Below are 19,031 nucleotides of genomic sequence, written 5' to 3' on the forward strand. Positions count from 1 at the left end.
TTTCACTCCAGACTTTCCCGCAGCTGCCGCTTCAGGATCTTCCCGACGGGGTTGCGAGGCAAGGCGTCCGCGTACTCGAGCCGTTCCGGGAGCTTGAACGCGGCGACTTTCTTCTCCCGCAGGTACTCGACCAGGTCCTCCAGCGACGGCTTGCGGTCGCCGGGCACGACCACCGCGCACACCCGCTCGCCCATGACGTCGTCGGGCACCCCGACCACCCCGACGTCGGCGACGTCCGGGTGCCCGGCCAGCAGGCCTTCGACCTCGGCGGGCGAGATGTTCATTCCCCCGCGGATGACCAGGTCCTTGGCGCGGTCGACGTACTTCAGGAACTCGCCGCGGTCGCCGGCGATCTCGAAGACGTCACCGGTGCGGAAGTGCCCGTCTTCGTCGAACGCCGTGGTGTCCAGCGGTTCGCCGATTTTCGTGAGGTACCCGGCGAACACCGTCGGCCCGGCGATGTGCAGCTCGCCGGGGCGCCCGGGTTCGGTCACGTGCTCGCCGGTGACCGGGTCGTGCAGCCGGACCGACGTCCAGCCGGCGACGGGAGTCGACCAGGTGACGCCGGAGGCGTAGTTCGGGAAGTAGCTCGCGCGCTGGTCCGGGTCCGGGATGTCGACGGGACCGGACAGCAGCGCGGTGCCTTCGTTGGAGCCGAAGAAGTTGATGATGTCGATCCCGTGGCGCTCGGCCCAGGTGCGCACGAGCCACGGCGAGAGCGGCGCCGAGCCGGACCCGATCTTCCGGACGCTCGAAATGTCCACTCCGGACAGGATCTTCTCGTTGTGCAGCAACATGGTCAGCAACGCGGGTGGCGCGAGGGTGTAGGTCACGCGCTCGGCCGCGAGCTGGCCGAGGAACACCGGCAGGTCGAACGGGTGGTGCGGCACGAACACCGCGCCGGTCAGCAGCCAGGGCAGGAACATCCCGCCGATGCCGGCCATGTTCGTCATGGGGAACGGCGAGAGCAGGACGTCGTCGCGGGTGATCCCCGCGGCCTGGACGCAGCCGCCCGCCGTCGCGAGCCAGTCGCCGTGGCAGCGCGGCACGGCCTTCGGTTCGGCTTCGGTGCCGGACGTCCAGCAGATCGTCACGCAGTCGTCGACGTCGGTGTCGAGTGTGGACAGGTGGTCGTCCAAAGTGGATTGGTCCGCTTCGGACAGTGGGTCTTCTGGCCAGGCCAGGGCGCCGGCCGGTTCGTCGTCCCCCCGGGCGACGACGAACCGGACCGACGGCGCCGTAGCGCCGATGAGCCCAAGGGCCGCCCCGGCGAGCGGGTGCTCGCCGTATCTGGATGCGGTGACCACCCCGACAGCCCCGGTGCGCCGGCACATCGGGCCCATCTCGTGCTCCCGGTAGGACACCGGGAACGGGGTGACAACCGCGCCGATCCGCACGATCGCGAGGAACGCCTGGACCAGGGCCGAGCAGTTCGGCAGCTGCACGGCCACGACGTCACCTGCTCGCACCCCTCTGGCGAGCAGGAACGCGGCCAGGACGTCGACACGTTCGTCGAGCCGGTTCCAGGTCCACCGCACCGGGTCGCGTCCGACCAGTGCGGTGGTGTTCGGTGGATCGACCAGCGCGAGACCCTCCGGGTCGGCACTGACCCGCTCCTTCACGAGCCGGTCGATCGTCTCCGCACTCCACCATCCCCGCGTCCGGAAGTCCCGGGCGCGACCCTCTCGATGGCATCTCATGAACGGAGGTTTTCCAGCTGGTCCGCCCGGACCCAGGTCGCGTGAAAACCGAGCGGGACACGCTGGGGCAACAGGACCCTGGCCACGGGTCCGGCAGCGAGATCGGCGGCGTCGAAGATGTCCAGTTCCGAGCGTCCCTCACGCTCGTCCTGCACGAACGTCACCAGATAACCGTCCGCCGAATCGGCGGCTGCTCCGTCGCGGGGTGCGAACGGGGCCTCACTGCCCCACCGGCCGGGACCGAACCGGTATTCGGTCTTGGAGCCGGCAAGATTGTCGTAGCGCACGAGCCCGTCGAACTTCAGCGTCGACTCGGGCGAGATGTGCACCGCGTAGGAGTACCGGTTCCGGGCGCCGACCCCACGGGAGTCGACGGTCGGGAACTCGGTGTTGTCGTCGTCGAGCGGGGCCTCACGGCACACGCCGGTCCGCAGGTTGAAGCGGTAGCGGTGCAGCTGGGCGTCGAGGCGCAGGTAGGAGAGCATCTTCGCGAGCGGCGTGTGCGCGTCGGCCCGCGGGGCGGGCTTGCGCACGCGGCAGACGTCGAGGACGACCTCTTCGCCCTCTTCCCAGGCGTTGACGACGTGGTAGATGTAGCACGGGCTCGCTTCGAACCAGCGGATCTGGCTACCGTTCCCGTAGCGTGGCAGGACCCCGAACCGGCTCGGCATCGAGCGGTCGAAGTGCAGCTTGTGCCGGCCGAGCTTCGCCGCTTCCAGGTCCTGGACCAGCGGCAGGTCCATCAGCACCGCGTAGTGCTCGGTGATGGCCATGTCGTGCGGCAGGCGCGGGCCGGGCAGCTCGATCTCGGTGGTCGTCACGACCTGGCCGTCCGCGCTGATCACGCCGTAGCGCAGGTACGGCGGGCGCGGGCCGTAGTCGAACCAGAACAGCTCGCCGGTGGCCTCGTCCACCTTGGGGTGGGCCATCATGTCGCCGACCAGCGTGCCGAGGAAGTCTTCGGCGCCGAGCGTCTCGAGCGAGAGCGGGTCGATGCCGTACGGCGAGCCGCACAGGTACCAGGTCGCGAGGATCCGGCCGCGGTGGAAGACGACGTCGGTGTTGGCGTTGTCCTTGAGGCCGAGGCCGTGGGTGTTGCCGAAGGGGTTGCCCTTCGGGTTCTCCATGACGCCGGTCCAGAGGCCCTTGCCGGCTTCGGACTCGGCCTCGAAGGCCTTCGTGCGAACCCAGCGGTTGCGGTAGCGCGCCTTGCCGTTCTCCAGGTGGACGGCGTGGATCATGCCGTCGCCGTCGAACCAGTGGTAGCGGCCTTCCGGGGCGAACCGCGGGTTGGGGCCGTTGCGCAGGTAGACGCCGTTGAGGTCCTTCGGGATTTCGCCGATGACCTGCAGGTCTTCGGCGTCGATCTCGGTGTCGACCGGGGCGTACACGCCGAGCAGGTAGGGGTTCGCCTCGCCGGTGTCCGCCGTCCGGGCCACCATCAGCGGCTGTTCGGAGGTGCTGGTCATCGGGCTTCTCCCTGGATGTCGGGCTCACCGCGCTGGCTGATGGGGATGAGACTATGATTTGTGTAGTCAGGTGTCAATAGGCTTCTTTTGCTGTAGTCAGGTGTACGCTGAGGCCGTTCTTGGACAGGGGGATATGACGGTGACCGAGGCGACGGCCCCACGCATCCGGCCCGCGGGGGATCCGCTCCGGAGAGCGCTCGAACTGGTCGGTGACCAGTGGACGCTGCTCATCCTGCAGAGCCTCTTCCTGCGCTTCCGGCGTTACGAAGAGCTGCGGCTGCGGCTCGGCATCTCGCCGACGGCGTTGTCCGGGCGGCTGCGGGACATGGTGGAAGCGGGCATGCTCACGCGCGTGCCGTACCGCGACGCGCGGCGCACCCGGCACGAGTACCGGCTCACCGAGCACGGCCTGGAGCTGTGGCCGCTGCTGATCTCGATCTGGGCCTGGGAACGCGAGTGGGTCGAAGGCCGCCGTGAGGTGCTGCCGACCCTCATCCACCTCGACTGCGAGCTGGCTACATCAGCGCCCCTCGGCTGCGGCGCCTGCGGCCGCCGGGTCGACGCCCGTGACGTGCGGGCCACCCGGCTCGACAGCACCGGTGTCGCCGCCGCGACGGCGTCCAAGCGCTTCCGCCGCAAGGACGCCGAGTCCCTGGCCGGCGACCCGATGATGTTCTTCCCCGACACGATGGAGCTGCTCGGCGACCGGTGGTCGACGGGGCTTTTGGTGTCCGCGCTGCTCGGCTGCCACCACTTCTCGGAGTTCGAGCGTGAGCTGGGGATCGGGCCGAGTGTGCTGTCGGCGCGGCTGAGCAAGCTCGTCGAGGTCGGTGTGCTGCGCACCGGCACGGCGAAGACCCGCACCGACGCCCGCGACTACCGGATGACGGCGAAGGGGCTGGCGTTCTTCCCGGCGCTGGCGTTCATCGCGGAGTGGTCACGCGGGTTCGAGGTGACCGGCCAGGAGCCGGACATCACGCTGAACCACGTCGAGTGCGGCAACCGGCTGCGGCCGATCCTGCTGTGCGACCACTGCGGCCGTCCGCTGACGCGCCAGTCGGTGCAGTTCGGCGGCGTGCCCACGCCGAAGCGGTGACGTAATCGACTCGCCAAGCGGCCCAGCCACTGCCAGGCTGGAGCGGTCACACGTCGTCAGTCCCGGAGGTAAACATGAGTGAACCGAATCCCTCGCCCGGCGGCGAGGAGGAGGACGACGTCAAGCGCAAGTTCCGGGAGGCGCTGGAGCGCAAGCAGGCGCACGCCCGCTCGGGCGCGTCCCACGAGAACGCCGGCGGCAAGAACCAGCACGCCCACGGCCCGGCGGCCAACAAGCGGACGTTCCGCCGCAAGAGCGGCTGAGCCCCGCCGAAGGCCCCCACTGCGCGCGGTGGGGGCCTTCGGCGTGTCTACGGCGTGAACGAGCCCAGGTGGTCCAGCACCACGAACTGACTGGCCGGGCTCGCCGCCGCGACCGCCTTGCGCAGCACCTCCAGGCCGCCGTTCGGGTCCTTCGCCTGGCCGAGCGGCAGGTCGAAGTCGTCCCAGTGGGTCGCGGCCACGTACCTCGGGTTGCCCAGCGTGCGCAGCAGCCTCGGCACGTACTGCGTCACCTTCGCGCCGCCCGCCGGCACGCACACGACGTCCGGGCGCAGGCCCGCCAGCTCGGACTCGACGTAGTTCGAGCCGCCGAAGTCCAGCAGCGTCGCGCCGCCGCCGGTGACCGCGTACGCCAGCGTGCCGCCCTCCACCAGGTCCTCGATCACCTTCGGCCGGTCGCGGCGCGACAGCGGCCGCGAGCCCGGGAACGGCACCCGCGCGCGCTCGCCCGTCGCCGAGTGCAGGGACCTCAGGATCCGGATCGAGTAGCCGTCGAACGTCAGGTCCTCACCGCCGCTCGCGATCGCCAGCTGGTCCTCGGGGGCCCCCAGGGCCGCCATGAGACTCAAATGGGTCTCGGTGCCGATGACCGTCGCGCCGGTGCGTTTGGCCAGGTAGGGGACGTCGGTGAGGTGGTCGTAGTGGCCGTGGGTCACCAGGATGTGGTCCGCGCGCAGCTCGCCGCGGTCGAGGTAACCGTCGATGAGCGCCTTGTTCACCGACAGCGGGGTTTTCGGGTCCGCGCCCGCCGGTGTGTACGTCCCGGTCTTGAAGCGCGTCAGCCACGGGTCGATCAGGATGGTCTTCGTGCCGGCGCCGTCCGCGCTCGGGACGCGGACCTCCCAGCCGTTGTTTCCCCACCACCGCACGGTCATCCGCGACACGCGGGGGCTCGCGGCGGCCGGCGTCACCCCCGCGAGGACCGTCGCCGCCACCGCGCCCGCGCCGAACAGCCCTCGCCTGCTGAATTCTGTGTCCATGCCGGGCAGCCGACCACGAACCGCGCCGCGCTGTCCAAGATCGGCACGGCGGCATGTCGATATGCGGACAGGTATCGTCGCAGCGTGGACCACCTCCGTTCGCTGCGGTACTTCCTCGTTGTCGCCGAAGAACTGCATTTCGGCCACGCGGCCGACCGGCTCGGCATCGCGCAGCCGCCGTTGAGCCAGCGCGTGAAGCGGCTCGAAGCCGAGCTGGGCGCGAAGCTGTTCGACCGCGGCCGCCGCGTCACGCTCACCGAAGCCGGCGAAGTGCTCCGCACGGAAGCGCGGGACCTGCTCTCCCGCTGGGACCGCATGACGGCGCTGGTCGCGAAGGCCGACCGCGGCGAGCTGGACGCCCTGCGCGCGGGCGTGCCGCCGGAGCTGCCCGGGCGGGTGCTCGCCGCGATCCTCACGGCGTTCGCCGAGCGCCATCCCTCCGTCCGCCTCGACCTCCAGGAGCTGACGACGGCCGAGCAGACCCGGCTGCTGGCCGGCCGCGAGCTGGACGCGGGACTGCTGCAGCTGCCGGTCGACGTCGTCGGGCTCGACCTCGGGCCCGCGATCGACACCCCGCTGGGCGTGGTCCTCCCCCGCGACTCCCCGTTGGCGCGCCGTGCGTCGCTGGCCCTGGCCGACCTCGCGGGCGAAGGCCTGGTGCACGCACCGCGCGCGGCGGCGCCCGGGAGCTACGACGCGCTGCTGCGCACGTGCTGGGACCACGGCTTCCGCCCGGCGACCATCCGGCACGCGCGCAACCCGGAGTTCGCGCTCGGCCTGGTCCTCGCCGGGCACGGCGTCGCGTTCGAGCCGCGGGCCCGCAAGGAGCCGCGCGTGGTGTGGCGGCCGCTCGAGGACCGGCTGCCCGCGAGGACGGCGTTCGCGTGGCCGTCGTCGAGCCCGCACCCGCAGGCGGCGGCGCTGGCGGAGATCGCGGCGGAGGTCCTGCGCGACGACGGCGTTTCGCGGATCGTGCCGCCGGATCCGGGTGGGGCGCGGCCGTGGGACGTGTTCTACGACCGCGGCTGAGGGGCGGGCCGGGGTCGCGCGCGTGATCGGCGAGGCATCACGCGTGCTCAGGCGGGCATCACGCGTGATCGGCAGGGCATCACGTGATCGGCGGGGCATCACGCGTGATTAGGCGGGCATCGCGTGTGATCAGTCGGGCATCATGCGTGATTGGCGGGGCATCACGGCGGCGCGCCGAGGTCCTACGAGCGCAGTTCCTCCGCCGCGGCGCGGGCCGCGTCGCCGATCGCGCGGTCGATGTCCGGCCGTCGCAGCGTCTCCGCTCCGCCGACCGTGAACACCGCGATGGCGTAGGAGGTTCCGTCCGGGTAGGTGGCGACGCCGATCTCGTTGCGGATTCCCGGCATCGTGCCCGTCTTGGCGGCCACCGCCACCTCCGGCGGGAAGCCCGCCGTCAAACGGTGCCAGCTGACCTGCGCCGTCATCCAGTCGCGGAGCCGGGCCGCCGCCGGGTCGGCCCAGATCGCGGCAAGCAAGGCGGTCATCTCGCGCGGTGTGGTCGCCGAAGTCCGCAGCGGGTCCAGCGCCCGCAACGGAACCTCCGCCGACGTGTCCTCGATGATCGTGCGCAGCAGGTCGCGCGGCGCGCCGATGACCGTCGTCCGCGACAGGCCCAGCTCCGCCAGCAGCGACCGGACGTTCTCCACGCCGACGCGGTCGAACAGCAGGTCCGCGGCCGTGTTGTCCGACACCGACAACGCCAGCAGAGCCGCGTCCCGCAGGCTGTACGAAACGTCGTCCGCGAAGCCCGCCGAACCACTGCCGCCCAGGCGGTCCGCGGCGGACGCGCGCACCCGGTCCGTGGGATCCAGCAGGCCGGCCGCCACCTGGCGGGCGAACTCGTACACCAGCGGCACCTTCACCACGGACGCCAGGACCACCGGCTCGTCGGCGTCCAGCCCCACACACCCGGCAGAACCGAGACGGCGGGCGTGCAGGAAGCCCCGCACGCCCGCCGCCGCGAAGATGTCCGAAAGGGTCACCCGGCCATGATGGACCGCAGCCGCCCGACCTCCGCCATCCGGCGCTCGGCGAGCCGGTCGGCCGCCGTCGCCGGGGGCACGCCGTCGGCGACGGCCAGCTCGAACACGGCCTTCGTCGTGTCGAAGATGGCCGTGGTCTTGCGCTTGGCGCGCTCGAAGTTGAAGCCGTGCCGCTCGTCGTCGACCTGGATCACGCCGCCCGCGTTGACCAGGTAGTCCGGCGCGTACAGCACCCCGCGGTCGGCGAGCTGCTTGTCGATCCCGGCGTGCGCGAGCTGGTTGTTGGCCGCGCCGCAGACGATCTTCGCGCCGAGCACCGGCACGGTCTCGTCGTTCAGGGCGCCGCCGAGCGCACACGGCGCGAAGACATCCAGCTCCGCACGCAGCAGGGTGTCCACATCGGACACGACCTGCACGGTCGGGTAGATCGACTGGGTCCGAGCGAGCGCGGGCGCGTAGACGTCGGTGATCGTCACCTGCGCGCCGGCCTCCACGAGGTGCCCGACGAGGATGTGCCCGACCTTGCCGACGCCGGCCACGCCGACCCGCTTGCCGGCCAGGTCCGGGCTGCCCCAGAGGTGCTCGGCCGAGGCCCGCATGCCCTGGAAGACGCCGAACGCGGTCAGCACGGACGAGTCGCCGGCGCCGCCGTCCTCGGGCGAACGGCCGGTGACGTACCGGGACTCGCGCGCCACGATGTCCATGTCCTGCACGTACGTGCCGACGTCGCACGCCGTGATGTAGCGGCCGCCCAGGGACTGCACGAAGCGCCCGTACGCGCGCAGCAGCGCTTCGGACTTGAGCGTCTTCGGGTCGCCGATGATGACGGCCTTGCCGCCGCCGAGGTCGAGCCCGGCCAACGCGTTCTTGTACGCCATGCCCTTGGACAGCGCGAGCACGTCGTCGAGCGCGTCGGATTCGGTGGCGTAGGGGTGGAAGCGCGTCCCGCCCAGCGCGGGTCCGAGCGCCGTGGAGTAGATGCCGATGATGGCCTTGAGGCCACTGGCTTCGTCGTGGCAGTACACGACCTGTTCGTGCCCGGAGTTCCGGGCGAACACTCCTTCGGTCACGGTGGTGACTCCTTCGTCTCCCGCGCCCGGTTCGTGACCGGGACGCGCTCCAAGGTTGACCGGCGGGCGGGGCGGAGGTCGTCCGCCTGATTGCCCATCCGGGACCCAACCTAGATCCCTCGCCCGAGGCGGACCAGGGGAGGTCTCGCGATACGGACCGGTAACGCGGAGATCAGCCCCGGACCACCGAGCCGAGGGTCGCCATCGCCGTTTCCAGCTGGGTGTCCGAAAGGTACGGCGCCGGGCCGAACCGCAGGTGGTGCCCGCGGCTGTCGGTGCGGACACCCTCGGCGGCCAGCGCCGCCTGCAGGCCCGCGGCGTCCGGGGCCCGCAGGGAAAGGAACCCGCCGAGCTTGGCCAGCGGTGTCTCACGATCCCGCGTGACGACGTCCTCGGGCAGCCCGAGCTTGTCGAACACCTCCGCGAGCAGGCCCACCTGGTGCTGCGACACCTCGCGCAGGAACTCCGGCGTGAGCCCCTGCTCGGCGAAGAACCGCTGGACGCGGGACCCGCGGTAGTGGCTGGCCGGGTCGTAGGTGGCGCCGGCGAACCGGTCACCGCCGGTCGCGTAGGGCACCGCGCCCGGGTGGCGCTCGTCGGCGAGCGCACCGAACTCGGCGTACCAGCCGGTGATCACCGGCCGCAGCTCCTGGGCGTGCGCGGGCAGCCGCAGGAAGCAGTTGCCCTCCCCCAGCTGCAGGTACTTGTACCCGCCGCCGAGCACCCACGCGTTGGTGAGCCCGAGGTCGTGCAGCGCGAACGGCACCACGCCGAGCGCGTGGTAGGCGTCCACGACCAGCTCGATCGACCGGGCGCGGCACGAGTCGGCCAGGTGCGCGAGCCCCGGCACCAGCCGCGACGTCTCGAACAGCACGGCCGAGACGAGCACCGCCGCGGTGTTGTCGTCGACTTCGCCGGCCACCCGCTCGGCGAGCGTCGTCACCGGGTCGAGCGGCACCCGCACGACCTCGACGCCCTCCTCTTCGAGGCGGGCGAGCTGGCGGCGCAGCGTGTGGAACTCACCGTCGGTGGTGACGAGACGCGGTCTTCGGGGCAACTCCATCGCCGAAAGGAAGCGCAGCACGAGGTCGTGCGTGCTCGCCCCGAGCGCGTACTCGCCGTGCGGGTCGCCGAGCAGCAGGCGGAAGCCCGCGCGCAGCTCGTCGGCCTTCGCGAAGGCGCGGCCCCACTTCTCGTCGACATCGCGGGCGGCGTCGGCGAAGGACTCCAGGAGCCCTTCTTCGGCGACGTCCGGCCAGGCCTGGTGCGAATGCCCGGACAGCAGCAGGCGCTCCCGGACGGAGAACCGGGTGTAGTGCGGGGCGAGCGCGTTGTCGTCGGCCCGCAGATCGTCCAAGGTGGTCAAAGTCGGCTCCGTACGGCCCAGAGATCCGGGAACATCGGCTGGAAAAGGGTGGTACGCAGGTAAGTCGCGCCGGACGACCCTCCCGTCCCGGTCTTGTCGCCGATGGTGCGTTCGACCATCTTCACGTGCCGGTAGCGCCACTCCTGCATCCCTTCGTCGAGATCGACCAGACATTCCGCGACGACCGACGGACCGCCGTCGTCGCTGTACACGTCCAGCAATATCGCCTGCAGGGCCGGGGACGGCTCCACCGGGAGAGTGACGTCTCGGTCACACCCGACCGGGTAGCCAGAAGCCTTGAGGTACGCGAGAAAAGAGTCGAACAACGACGGCCGCGCCATCGCTTCGGCGATGCTCTTCCGCTGCTCGCCGTCTTCGGGGTAGTGCGCGAACACCCGCTCGTCACGCCGCCCGAGCACCGCTTCCAGCTCGCGGAACTGGGCCGACTGGAAGCCGCTCGAAGCGTCCAACCGGGCGCGGAAGCTCGTGAACTGGCTGGGGGTCATGGTTTCCAGCACGTCGATCTGCGCGACGGCGACCTTGAGGATCGTCAGGATCCGCCGCAGGATCCGGATCGAGTGCGCGGTGTTGCCCGCTTCGAGGTTCTTCTGCAGGAACGCGGCTTCGTGCAGGATCTGCTTGAACCACAGCTCGTACACCTGGTGGATCACGATGAACAGCAGCTCGTCGTGCTCGTCCGAACGCGGGCGCTGCGCCTCGAGCACCTCGTCGAGCGCCAGGTACGAGGTGTAGCTCAATGCTTCCTGCGTCTGGGCGTTGATGTCGGTCATCCCTGGGTCACCTCGTCGAAGTGTCGCTGGGCTCCGGGAGCCAGCGCGGTGTACAGATCGTGGAACAGGTCGACCGCGGCTGCCCGGTGCTCGGGCGCCGGCACCAGGTCGGCGGGCAGCTCGGGGTCGAAGGACGGGAACGCGCGGAAGGTGTGCACCAGCCGCGTCCGGACGGCGAAGGCTTCGGCGTCCGGGATGTCCCTCCCCGCGTACCCGCCGAACTGGTCGACGAACACCGTGTAGCGCGCGGCCAGCTCGTCGAGGTCCCAGGCCCGGCCGGCGAAGCGCCGGACGTCCAGCGCGGCCGACGGCCGGCCGAGCAGCAGCGCCGCGTGCTCGGTGACCCCCAGCTCGACGAGCAGGGCGACCACCTCGGCCTCGCGGTCGTGCGGGGCGATCCAGGTGCCGTCCTGGTACGGCCCGAACCCGAGGAACCGCAGCCGCCTGACCAGGCGTTCCCGCGCTTGGCGGCGGCTCTCCGGGATGCTCTGCCAGAGCACCGTCCACTCCTCGGCGGCGCGCTCGCGGCGGCCGAGGGAGAAGATCCGGTGGTCACCGTCGGCGAGCAGGGCGATGGTGCGGCCGGTCAGCGAGTAGTGCACGGTGCGGCCCTCGCGGTGGCGCTGGAGCAGGCCGCGGCGCACCATGCGGGTGAGCGCGATCCGCGCCGCGCCGTCGGAGAAGCCCAGCTCGGCGAGCACGGCGACCAGGCCACCCGACCACACGCGCCGGGTTTCGCGTGGGTGCACGTAGCTGCCCAGCAGCGTCAGGACCAGCTCCTGAGGGCTCGCGTCGAACGCTTCTCCGGGCATGGGGACAACTCTATACACCTCAGGCCGCTGCGGTGTAGCTTGATTTGCGTGACGTACTTCGCGGACCTCAGCTCGCGGCAGGTCGCGGCCCTCCCGGACGGCCCACGCGTCCCCGTGCTGCTGCTCCCGCTCGGCGCGGTCGAGCCGCACGGCCCGCACGCGCCGCTGGGCACCGACCCGCTGATCTCGCGCGGGATGTGCGAGCGCGCGGCCGAGCGGCTGGCCGCCGACGACGACGTCCACGTGCTGGTCCTGCCCGAGGTCCCCTACGGCGTCACGCGGTTCGCCGCGGGGTTCGCCGGCGGGGTCCACATCGGCGAGGAGACGCTGCACTCACTGCTCGTCGACATCGGGGCCGCGCTGATCGGCCAGCGGCTGCGCCGGATCCTGCTGGTCAACAACCACTTCGAGCCCGCGCACCTGGTCACCCTCCGGCGTGCGGTCGAGACGTTGAACTTCGCTTACGACGGGCGTGCCGCGCTGCTCGACCTGGTCCGGCGGAAACACGCGCAGCGGCTGACCGAGGAGTTCCGGTCGGGTGAGTGCCACGCCGGGCGGTACGAGACGTCGCTGGTGCTGGCCGACCGGCCCGAGCTCGTCGACCAGCCGTTGATGCGGACGTTGCCGCACGTGCCCGTCAGCTTGGCTTCCGCGCCCGAAGACGGTGGTTTCCTGGCCATGGGCATGACGGAGGCTTACTGCGGCGCGCCGGCCGAGGCGACCGCGGAGGAGGGTGTGTCGACGTTCTCGACCCTGACCGACCTGCTGGTGGAAGCGATCCGGGAGCTGGCCCGTGAGTGAGCCGTTCAACCTCGCCACGCACTTCCTCGACCGGCACGTGGCCGAGGGCCGCGGTGACCGGACCGCGCTGTTCGTCGGCTCACGGACGGTCAGCTACACGTCGCTGGCGGCGCTCGCCAACCGCGCCGGACACGTGCTGCGCGACGCGGGTGTCCGAAAAGGACAGCGAGTACTGCTGGCGCTGAGCGACGGTGAGGAGTTCGTCGCCGCCTGGTACGGCGCCCAGAAGATCGGCGCGGTCACCGCCGAGGTCTACCCGTTCCTGCAGCCCAAGGACTACGCGTACTACCTCGGTTACACCGAAGCCGTCGCCGTGCTCGCCGACGCCGTCACGCTGCCCGCGTTGCGGACGGCGGGCGCGCGGAACCTGCTGGTCACTGGGGTTCCGGAGAGCGAGCTGCGGCCGGGCGAGCGTCCATTCCGGACGCTGGTCGACGCCGCGCCCGACACCCTCGAAGCCGCGCCGACGACCCTCGACGACGTCGGGATCTGGAAGTTCACCACCGGCAGCACCGGCGCGCCCAAAGCGTGTGTGCATCCCTTGCGCAGCCCGAAAGAGAGCTTCGAGCGGTACGCCGTCCAGGTGCTCGGGCTGCGCGAGGACGACCGGGTCCTCGCCGTGCCCAAGCTGTTCTTCGGCTATGCACGCGACCTGGTGGCGCTGTTCCCGTTCGGGGTCGGCGCGGCCGGGATCGCGTTCCCCGAGCGCAGCACGGCGGACCTCATCTTCGAGCTGATCGCGCAGCACCGCCCGACCGTGCTGGTCAACGTGCCGACGATGATGAGCGCGATGGTCGCGCACCCGGCCGCGGCCGCACAGGACCTCAGCTGCCTGCGCATGACGACGTCCGCCGGCGAAGCCCTGCCGCCGGAGCTGCACCGGAAGTGGGACGCGACCTTCGGGGTGCCGGTGGTGGACGGGATCGGTTCGTCCGAGGCGTACCACATCTACCTGTCGAACCGGCCGGGCGCCGCGCGGCTCGGCACGCTCGGCACGCCGGTGCCCGGGTACACCGCGCAGGTCGTCGACGAGCTCGGGAACCCGTTGCCCGACGGCGAAATCGGGCCCTTGCGCGTCACCGGGCCGACGATCGCGCTGGAGTACTTCGGCGACGCCGAGAAGTCCGCGCGGACGTTCGACGGCGACACGCTGACCTCGGGTGACCTGTTCAGCCGGACCGACGGCTACTTCCGCCACCACGGCCGGGCCGACGCGCTGCTCAAGGTCGGCGGGGTGTTCGTCGCGCCCGGCGAGATCGAGGACTGCCTGCTCGGGCACGCCGCGGTGATGGACTGCGCGGTGGTCGGCCACGAGGCCGGCGGCCTCGTCGTGCCGCGCGCGTACGTCGTGCTGCGGCCGGGCGGGGCGGTGTCGGCGGACGAGCTCAAGGACCACGCGAAAGCCCACCTGGCCAAGCACAAGTACCCCCGTGAGGTGGTCTTCGTGACCGAACTCCCCCGCACTGCCAACGGAAAGCTCGACCGGCGCGCCCTGGCGGCCCGCCCGTGAGCCGCCTGGTCGTCGTCACGGGCGGCACCCGCGGCATCGGCGCGGCGATCGCGGCGCGGTTCTCCGCGGCCGGCGACACCGTGCTCGCGCCGGGGCGCGCGGAGTGCGACGTCACCGACGAAGACGCCGTCAACGCTTATTTTGAGGCGGCCGGTCCGGTGGACGTGCTGGTGAACAACGCCGGGATTTCGTCCAGCGCACCGGTTTCCCGGACCTCGCTCGCCGACTGGCACGCGCAGCTCGAGGTCAACGCGACCGGCGCTTTTCTGTGCACCCGCGCGGTGCTGCCGGGGATGCGCTCGCGGGACCGCGGCCGGATCGTCACGGTCGCCTCGACCGCGTCGCACGTCGGTTACCGGTACACGGCCGGATACACGGCGTCGAAGCACGCGGCGGCCGGGCTGATGCGGGCGGTCGCGGCGGAGCTGGCGGGCACCGGCGTCACGGCGAACGCGGTCTGCCCCGCGTTCGTGCGCACCGACATGACCGCGACGTCGGTGGCACGCATCCAGGAGCGCACCGGCCGGGCTTCCGAGGAGGCCGAGGCCGCGCTGGCGTCGGCGTCCCCGCTCGGCCGGCTGCTGGAACCTTCGGAGGTGGCGTTCGCCGTCGCCTTCCTGGCGGCCCCCGAAGCCGCCGCGATCAACGGCCAGACCCTCGTACTCGACGGCGGAGGAATCCAGTCATGAGCCCGTTCCGCGCGACCGCACCGCTGACGAAGGAGTGGGAACACTTCGAGTTCACCGTTTCCGACGGCGTGGCGACCGTGACGTTCACGCGTCCTTCGAAGCTCAACGCACTGACGTTCGAGGTATACGCGGATCTGCGGGACCTGGTGCTGGAGCTGCCGCAGCACGAAGACGTGCGGGTGCTGGTGATCACCGGACAGGGCCGCGGGTTCTGCTCCGGCGGCGACGTCGAGGAGATCATCGGCGAGCTCCAGAAGTTCGAGACGGCGCAGCTGCTGGAGTTCACCCGCATGACGGGCGCGGTGGTGAAGGCGCTGCGCGAATGCCCGCTGCCGGTGATCGCGGCGGTCAACGGCGTCGCGGCGGGCGCGGGTTCGGTGATCGCCCTGGCGAGCGACTTCCGGCTGCTGGCGGAGTCGGCGAAGTTCGCGTTCCTGTTCACGAAGGTGGGTTTGGCGGGGGCCGACATGGGGTCGGCTTATCTGCTGCCGCGGCTGGTGGGCTTGGGCCGGGCGACGGAACTGCTGATCCTGGGTGACAAGGTGTCGTCTTCGCGGGCTTCGGAGATCGGGTTGGCGACGCAGGTGGTGCCGGACGACTCGCTGGCATCGACGGCTACCGCGCTGGCCCGGCGGTTGGCGGACGGCCCGGCGTTGGCGTACGCGACGACGAAGGTGCTGCTGACGCGGGAACTGGACATGGACCTGGGCAGCGCGATCGAGCTGGAGGCGATGACCCAGGCGCTCCTGATGACGGCGAAGGACCACAAGGAGTTCTACGCGGCTTGGTCCGCGGGGCGTGAACCCCGGTGGACGGGCCGCTAGACCCGCGTGACCGCGATCGCGTCTTCCTCCAGCGAACCGAAGTACAGCTGCCCCTGCCACTCCCGCACCCCGACGAGCATGTGGAAGCCCGGGATCTCCCCGCGGAACTCCCGCTCCACCTTCCCGTCCGCGGCGACGCCCAGGACGCCCACCTCGCGGCCCGGGCTCGGCTGGAGTGACGTCGGGAGCGCTCGGACGCCCGCCCTCAGGAACGCCGGGAGGCGGCGCACCACGTCCAGTGCCGCCACGCGCGGGGACGCCTGCGTCACCCAGATCAGGCCGTCCGAGCCCGTCGCGATGTTGTCCGGGAACCCCCACAGCCCGTCCACGAACACGTCGGACTGGCCCTGGCGAGAACCGCGCAGCCACACGCGTGACACGCTGAACCCGCCCGTCTCCGCCACCGCCACGAACGACTCGTCCGGGGCCAGCGCGACGCCGTTCGCGAACTGGAGGCCGTCCAGGACCAGGTCGATCGTGCCGTCCGGGTTCCGTCGCAGGAGACGGCCGCCCGCGGTCTGCTCGATCAGGTCGTCGCGCCAGTTGTCGATGCCGAAGCGGCGGGAGGAGTCCGTGAAGTAGACCGTCCCGTCGGACGCCACCGCCGCGTTGTTGCAGAACACGAAGTCCAGGCCCAGCGCCGAAGTCGCCAGCACCGACGGCTTCCCGCCCGACAGCGGCACCGCCAGCAGCCCCGCCCGCGCGTCGCAGATCAGCAGCTCGTCTTCGCCGTACAGCTCCAGCCCGAGCGGGCGGCCGCCGGTGTCGGCGATGACGTCGATGCGGTGGCCGTCCGGGGACAGCCGGAGGATCCGGCCGTCGTCGACGCCCGTGTAGATCCGGCCTTCGCCGTCGACCACGACGTCCTCCGGGCCGTGCCCGTTGACCGGGATGACCGTGACCTCGCCGAACCGCATCAACCGCTCCTAACGGTAGGTGAGCAGCCGCGCCGCGGCCGCCTCGAAGTGCGGGTGTTCGTTGAACGAAAGCAGTGTGACACCGCCGCGCCCGGAAACCAGCTTCGTGATGCCGCCGTTGACCGTGACGCGGTTGAGCTTGAGCAGCCCGGTTTCGGGGGTCCCCAGCAGCAGCCCGCACAGCGTGGCGATCACCCCGCCGGAGGTGAACACGACCGCGTGCTCCCCCTTGCCCAGTGACGCCACGAGGTCCGAGAGCGCGTCCCGGCAACGCGCGAGGAACGCCGGCCACGTCTCGGCGCACGGCCCGCCGGAGCCGGCCGACGTCCACGCCGTCAGCGCCGCGTCCAATACCCCTTGGTAAGCCCGGGAATCCTCCTGCGGCGCGCCGCCCGCGTGGTGCCGCGCGATGTCGACGTGGTCGTACTCGTTCCAGCGCGGGTCCTCGACCACCGGGGCGTCGAGGCCGAGCACCTTCAGCGCCGTCGCCGCGGTGTCGCGTTGCCGGGCCAGCGTGCCCGACCGGACCTGGCTGAAGGAAACGCCGCGCCGCAGCAGTTCCGCACCGACCACAGTGGACTGCTCGAAGCCCTGTGGCGACAGCGCGTCGTAGTCGGCCGCGCCGAACGACGCCTGGCCGTGCCGGACCAGGTAGATCGCGCCCACCTACACACTCCCCTTCGCGATGATCTCCCGGCAGCGCCAGTCGAGGTACCCGACGAACTGCCAGAAGTCCTTGAACGCCGGGTTGCGGGTGGCGCCGTCGACGTAGCGCCGGTAGAGCTGCTGGAGCACGGCGGCGAGCCGGAACAGGCCGTAGACCTCGTAGAACCGCCAGTCGCCGATCGTGAGCCCGGTCTTCTCGGCGTAACGCGCGACGAACTCTTCGCGCGTGAAGATGCCGGGCAGGTGGGTCGGCTGACGGCGGCTGGCCTGCATGACGTCGTCGTCGCCGGCCTGCACCCAGTAGGCGAGCATGCTGCCCAGCTCCATCAGCGGGTCGCCGAGCGTGGCCATCTCCCAGTCGAGCACGCCGGTGATGTTCAACGTCGACGCGCCGTCGAGGACCAGGTTGTCGAGCCGGTAGTCGTTGTGGATCAGGCAGATCTTCACTTCGGCGGGCTGGTTCGAAGCCAGCCACGAGCGCACTTCGGCGAAGTCGCCGACGTTGTCCGTGCGCGCCGCGACGTACCGGTCCGACCAGCCGCGGATCTGCCGCTCGACGTACCCCGTGCCCTTGCCGAGGTCGCTCAACCCGGCTCGTTCGACGTCGACGGCGTGCAGGTCGACGAGCCGGTCGACCACCTTGCCGGACAGCTCGCGCGCCTGCTCCGGGGTCAGCGTCATGCCCTCGGGCAGGTTGCCGCGCAGGATGAGGCCGTCGAGCTTCTCCATGACGTAGAAGTCGCCGCCGAGCACGGCCGGGTCGTCGCCGAAGGCCAGCATCCGCGGCACGTACGGGAACACCGGCTTGAGGGCGTGCTGCACGCGGTACTCGCGCCGCATGTCGTGCGCCGACGCCGCTTTGTGCCCGGCCGGCGGGCGGCGCAGGATCAGCTCGCGGTCCGGGTAGCTCAGCAGGTACGTCAGGTTCGACGCGCCGCCGGGGAACTGCCGGACGGCCGGCGGCTCGGCGCCGAGGCCCTCGACCTTCGCGGACAGCCATTCGTGCACCGCGACGGCGTCGAAGGCGTCTTCCTCGCGCACCTCGACGGTGGTCACGCGAACTTCCTCAGAATCCACGCCGGCACGACGCGCATGGCGAGGCTCAGCGGCACCCACGGCCACGCCGGGACGTAGGCCCGCGCCCGCTCGGCCTCGACCGCCTTGACCAGCGCTCGCGCCCCGCTCTCGGCCTTGGCCAGCAGCGGGTTCCGGCCGATGCGGTCGTTCATCTCCGACTCGATGTACCCGGGCCGGATGTCGGTGACGGTGATGCCCTTGCGCTTGAGCTCCAGCCGGGTGCCGTCGACGAACGCCGAGATCCCGGCCTTCGAAGCGGCGTACGCGGTAAGGTTGCCCGGCAGGCCGCGGATCGCGCTGAACGACGAGACGACGGCGAGGTGCCCGGCGCCCTGCGCGCGGAAGATCCCGGCGGCGGCTTCGATCTGGGCGGCGGCCGCGACGAAGTTGACCTCGAGGGTCTGCCGGTTGGCGTCGAAGCGGCCCTTCCCGACCGGCTGGCCCTTGCCGAGCCCGGCGTTCACGATCACCCGGTCGAGGGACCCCAGCTCTTCCCGGAACTCCTCGAAAACGGTGAAGACGCTGTCGTGGTCGGTGACGTCGAGCTTGCGCGTGACGACCTTGATCCCGGGGTTCGCCGCGGTCAGCTCGGCGGCCAGCTTTTCGAGCCGGTCGGTGCGCCGCGCGCACAACGCGAGGTTGCGCCCCTTCGCGGCGAACTGGCGGGCCATGCCTTCGCCCAAGCCGCTGCTCGCGCCCGTGATCAGGATGTTCTTGCGGAGCGTCATGCCGGGGATGCTACCCGGAAGTAATAAGACCGGTGGCCCGGCGCTGGGGGCGTCGCCGGGCCACCGGTCATCGCGCGGCCACCCCGGCCGGTCGCACAACGCGGCCGGGTGAGCCGGAGCCGTTGTCCACGGCTTCTTCGCCGGCGCCCGGATGGGCCGTGAGGGGGAGGCGGTGCCACCGGCGCAGGCAAGGTCATACAAGCGCGTCCGCCCAGGCCGGGGCAATGGTTCACAGTTGCCAG

19 protein-coding genes are annotated in these 19,031 nt (G+C 71.1%); 7 read left to right on the plus strand and 12 right to left on the minus strand.

Going from position 1 to position 19,031, the window contains the following annotated elements:
* Nucleotides 1–2: 2 nt before the first annotated feature.
* A complete protein-coding gene (locus ACZ63E_RS36005) occupies nucleotides 3–1,622 on the minus strand; it encodes a class I adenylate-forming enzyme family protein (RefSeq protein WP_465340717.1) in 1,620 nt (539 codons plus the stop codon).
* Between the two features lie 74 nt (nucleotides 1,623–1,696).
* Nucleotides 1,697–3,169 carry a carotenoid oxygenase family protein gene (locus tag ACZ63E_RS36010; protein WP_465340718.1) on the minus strand — a complete coding sequence of 491 codons (1,473 nt, stop codon included), beginning with the start codon at nucleotides 3,167–3,169 and terminating at the stop codon, nucleotides 1,697–1,699.
* Nucleotides 3,170–3,308: 139 nt separating this feature from the next.
* Here ACZ63E_RS36010 and ACZ63E_RS36015 point away from each other — a divergent pair, with 139 nt between their 5' ends.
* Nucleotides 3,309–4,265 (plus strand): winged helix-turn-helix transcriptional regulator, encoded by a 957-nt coding sequence (locus ACZ63E_RS36015; protein WP_465340719.1) that lies wholly within the window; start codon nucleotides 3,309–3,311, stop codon nucleotides 4,263–4,265.
* A gap of 74 nt (nucleotides 4,266–4,339) precedes the next feature.
* On the plus strand, nucleotides 4,340–4,528 hold the full coding sequence (locus tag ACZ63E_RS36020) for a DUF5302 domain-containing protein (RefSeq protein WP_465340720.1): 189 nt from the start codon (nucleotides 4,340–4,342) through the stop codon (nucleotides 4,526–4,528).
* A gap of 47 nt (nucleotides 4,529–4,575) precedes the next feature.
* Here the strand turns inward: ACZ63E_RS36020 and ACZ63E_RS36025 are convergent, their stop codons facing one another.
* A complete protein-coding gene (locus tag ACZ63E_RS36025) occupies nucleotides 4,576–5,526 on the minus strand; it encodes an MBL fold metallo-hydrolase (protein ID WP_465340721.1) in 951 nt (316 codons plus the stop codon).
* Between the two features lie 84 nt (nucleotides 5,527–5,610).
* On the opposite strand from ACZ63E_RS36025, the gene ACZ63E_RS36030 reads away from it, so the two are divergent.
* The gene (locus tag ACZ63E_RS36030; RefSeq protein WP_465340722.1) at nucleotides 5,611–6,555 is read left to right on the plus strand and encodes a LysR substrate-binding domain-containing protein; all 945 of its coding nucleotides are present in this window, start codon (nucleotides 5,611–5,613) and stop codon (nucleotides 6,553–6,555) included.
* Nucleotides 6,556–6,737: 182 nt separating this feature from the next.
* Here the strand turns inward: ACZ63E_RS36030 and ACZ63E_RS36035 are convergent, their stop codons facing one another.
* The 5 genes from ACZ63E_RS36035 to ACZ63E_RS36055 form a co-directional block, all read right to left on the minus strand.
* Nucleotides 6,738–7,538: a serine hydrolase gene (locus tag ACZ63E_RS36035; RefSeq protein ID WP_465340723.1), complete on the minus strand. Its 801-nt coding sequence runs from the start codon at nucleotides 7,536–7,538 to the stop codon at nucleotides 6,738–6,740.
* Complete coding sequence (locus ACZ63E_RS36040) at nucleotides 7,535–8,608, minus strand: Glu/Leu/Phe/Val dehydrogenase dimerization domain-containing protein (protein WP_465340724.1); 1,074 nt, start codon at nucleotides 8,606–8,608, stop codon at nucleotides 7,535–7,537. Before ACZ63E_RS36040 ends, ACZ63E_RS36035 begins: the two co-directional genes overlap by 4 nt.
* Nucleotides 8,609–8,780: 172 nt before the next feature.
* Entirely contained in the window at nucleotides 8,781–9,974 is a 1,194-nt protein-coding gene (locus tag ACZ63E_RS36045; protein WP_465340725.1) for a kynureninase, read from the minus strand.
* Nucleotides 9,971–10,765: a tryptophan 2,3-dioxygenase gene (locus ACZ63E_RS36050; protein WP_465340726.1), complete on the minus strand. Its 795-nt coding sequence runs from the start codon at nucleotides 10,763–10,765 to the stop codon at nucleotides 9,971–9,973. Before ACZ63E_RS36050 ends, ACZ63E_RS36045 begins: the two co-directional genes overlap by 4 nt.
* On the minus strand, nucleotides 10,762–11,577 hold the full coding sequence (locus ACZ63E_RS36055; protein WP_465340727.1) for a PaaX family transcriptional regulator: 816 nt from the start codon (nucleotides 11,575–11,577) through the stop codon (nucleotides 10,762–10,764). The genes ACZ63E_RS36050 and ACZ63E_RS36055 overlap by 4 nt, the downstream gene beginning before the upstream one ends.
* 48 nt (nucleotides 11,578–11,625) lie before the next feature.
* On the opposite strand from ACZ63E_RS36055, the gene ACZ63E_RS36060 reads away from it, so the two are divergent.
* From ACZ63E_RS36060 to ACZ63E_RS36075, 4 genes are read left to right on the plus strand one after another with little or no spacing between them, the layout of a single operon-like run.
* Nucleotides 11,626–12,378 (plus strand): creatininase family protein, encoded by a 753-nt coding sequence (locus ACZ63E_RS36060; protein ID WP_465340728.1) that lies wholly within the window; start codon nucleotides 11,626–11,628, stop codon nucleotides 12,376–12,378.
* Nucleotides 12,371–13,888, plus strand: coding sequence for a benzoate-CoA ligase family protein (locus ACZ63E_RS36065; protein WP_465340729.1), 1,518 nt, complete (start codon nucleotides 12,371–12,373; stop codon nucleotides 13,886–13,888). Before ACZ63E_RS36060 ends, ACZ63E_RS36065 begins: the two co-directional genes overlap by 8 nt.
* Nucleotides 13,885–14,577: an SDR family NAD(P)-dependent oxidoreductase gene (locus ACZ63E_RS36070; protein ID WP_465304053.1), complete on the plus strand. Its 693-nt coding sequence runs from the start codon at nucleotides 13,885–13,887 to the stop codon at nucleotides 14,575–14,577. The genes ACZ63E_RS36065 and ACZ63E_RS36070 overlap by 4 nt, the downstream gene beginning before the upstream one ends.
* Nucleotides 14,574–15,401 (plus strand): enoyl-CoA hydratase family protein, encoded by an 828-nt coding sequence (locus ACZ63E_RS36075; RefSeq protein ID WP_465340730.1) that lies wholly within the window; start codon nucleotides 14,574–14,576, stop codon nucleotides 15,399–15,401. The genes ACZ63E_RS36070 and ACZ63E_RS36075 overlap by 4 nt, the downstream gene beginning before the upstream one ends.
* Here ACZ63E_RS36075 and ACZ63E_RS36080 read toward each other — a convergent pair.
* From ACZ63E_RS36080 to ACZ63E_RS36095, 4 genes are read right to left on the minus strand one after another with little or no spacing between them, the layout of a single operon-like run.
* The gene (locus tag ACZ63E_RS36080) at nucleotides 15,398–16,318 is read right to left on the minus strand and encodes an SMP-30/gluconolactonase/LRE family protein (protein WP_465340731.1); all 921 of its coding nucleotides are present in this window, start codon (nucleotides 16,316–16,318) and stop codon (nucleotides 15,398–15,400) included. The genes ACZ63E_RS36075 and ACZ63E_RS36080 overlap by 4 nt on opposite strands.
* Before the next feature lie 9 nt (nucleotides 16,319–16,327).
* Entirely contained in the window at nucleotides 16,328–16,984 is a 657-nt protein-coding gene (locus tag ACZ63E_RS36085; RefSeq protein ID WP_465340732.1) for a histidine phosphatase family protein, read from the minus strand.
* On the minus strand, nucleotides 16,985–18,040 hold the full coding sequence (locus ACZ63E_RS36090; RefSeq protein ID WP_465340733.1) for a phosphotransferase family protein: 1,056 nt from the start codon (nucleotides 18,038–18,040) through the stop codon (nucleotides 16,985–16,987).
* Nucleotides 18,037–18,789 carry an SDR family oxidoreductase gene (locus ACZ63E_RS36095; RefSeq protein ID WP_465340734.1) on the minus strand — a complete coding sequence of 251 codons (753 nt, stop codon included), beginning with the start codon at nucleotides 18,787–18,789 and terminating at the stop codon, nucleotides 18,037–18,039. The genes ACZ63E_RS36090 and ACZ63E_RS36095 overlap by 4 nt, the downstream gene beginning before the upstream one ends.
* Nucleotides 18,790–19,031 lie beyond the last annotated feature (242 nt).

It is taken from the genome of Amycolatopsis sp. NPDC104819 (assembly GCF_055583145.1).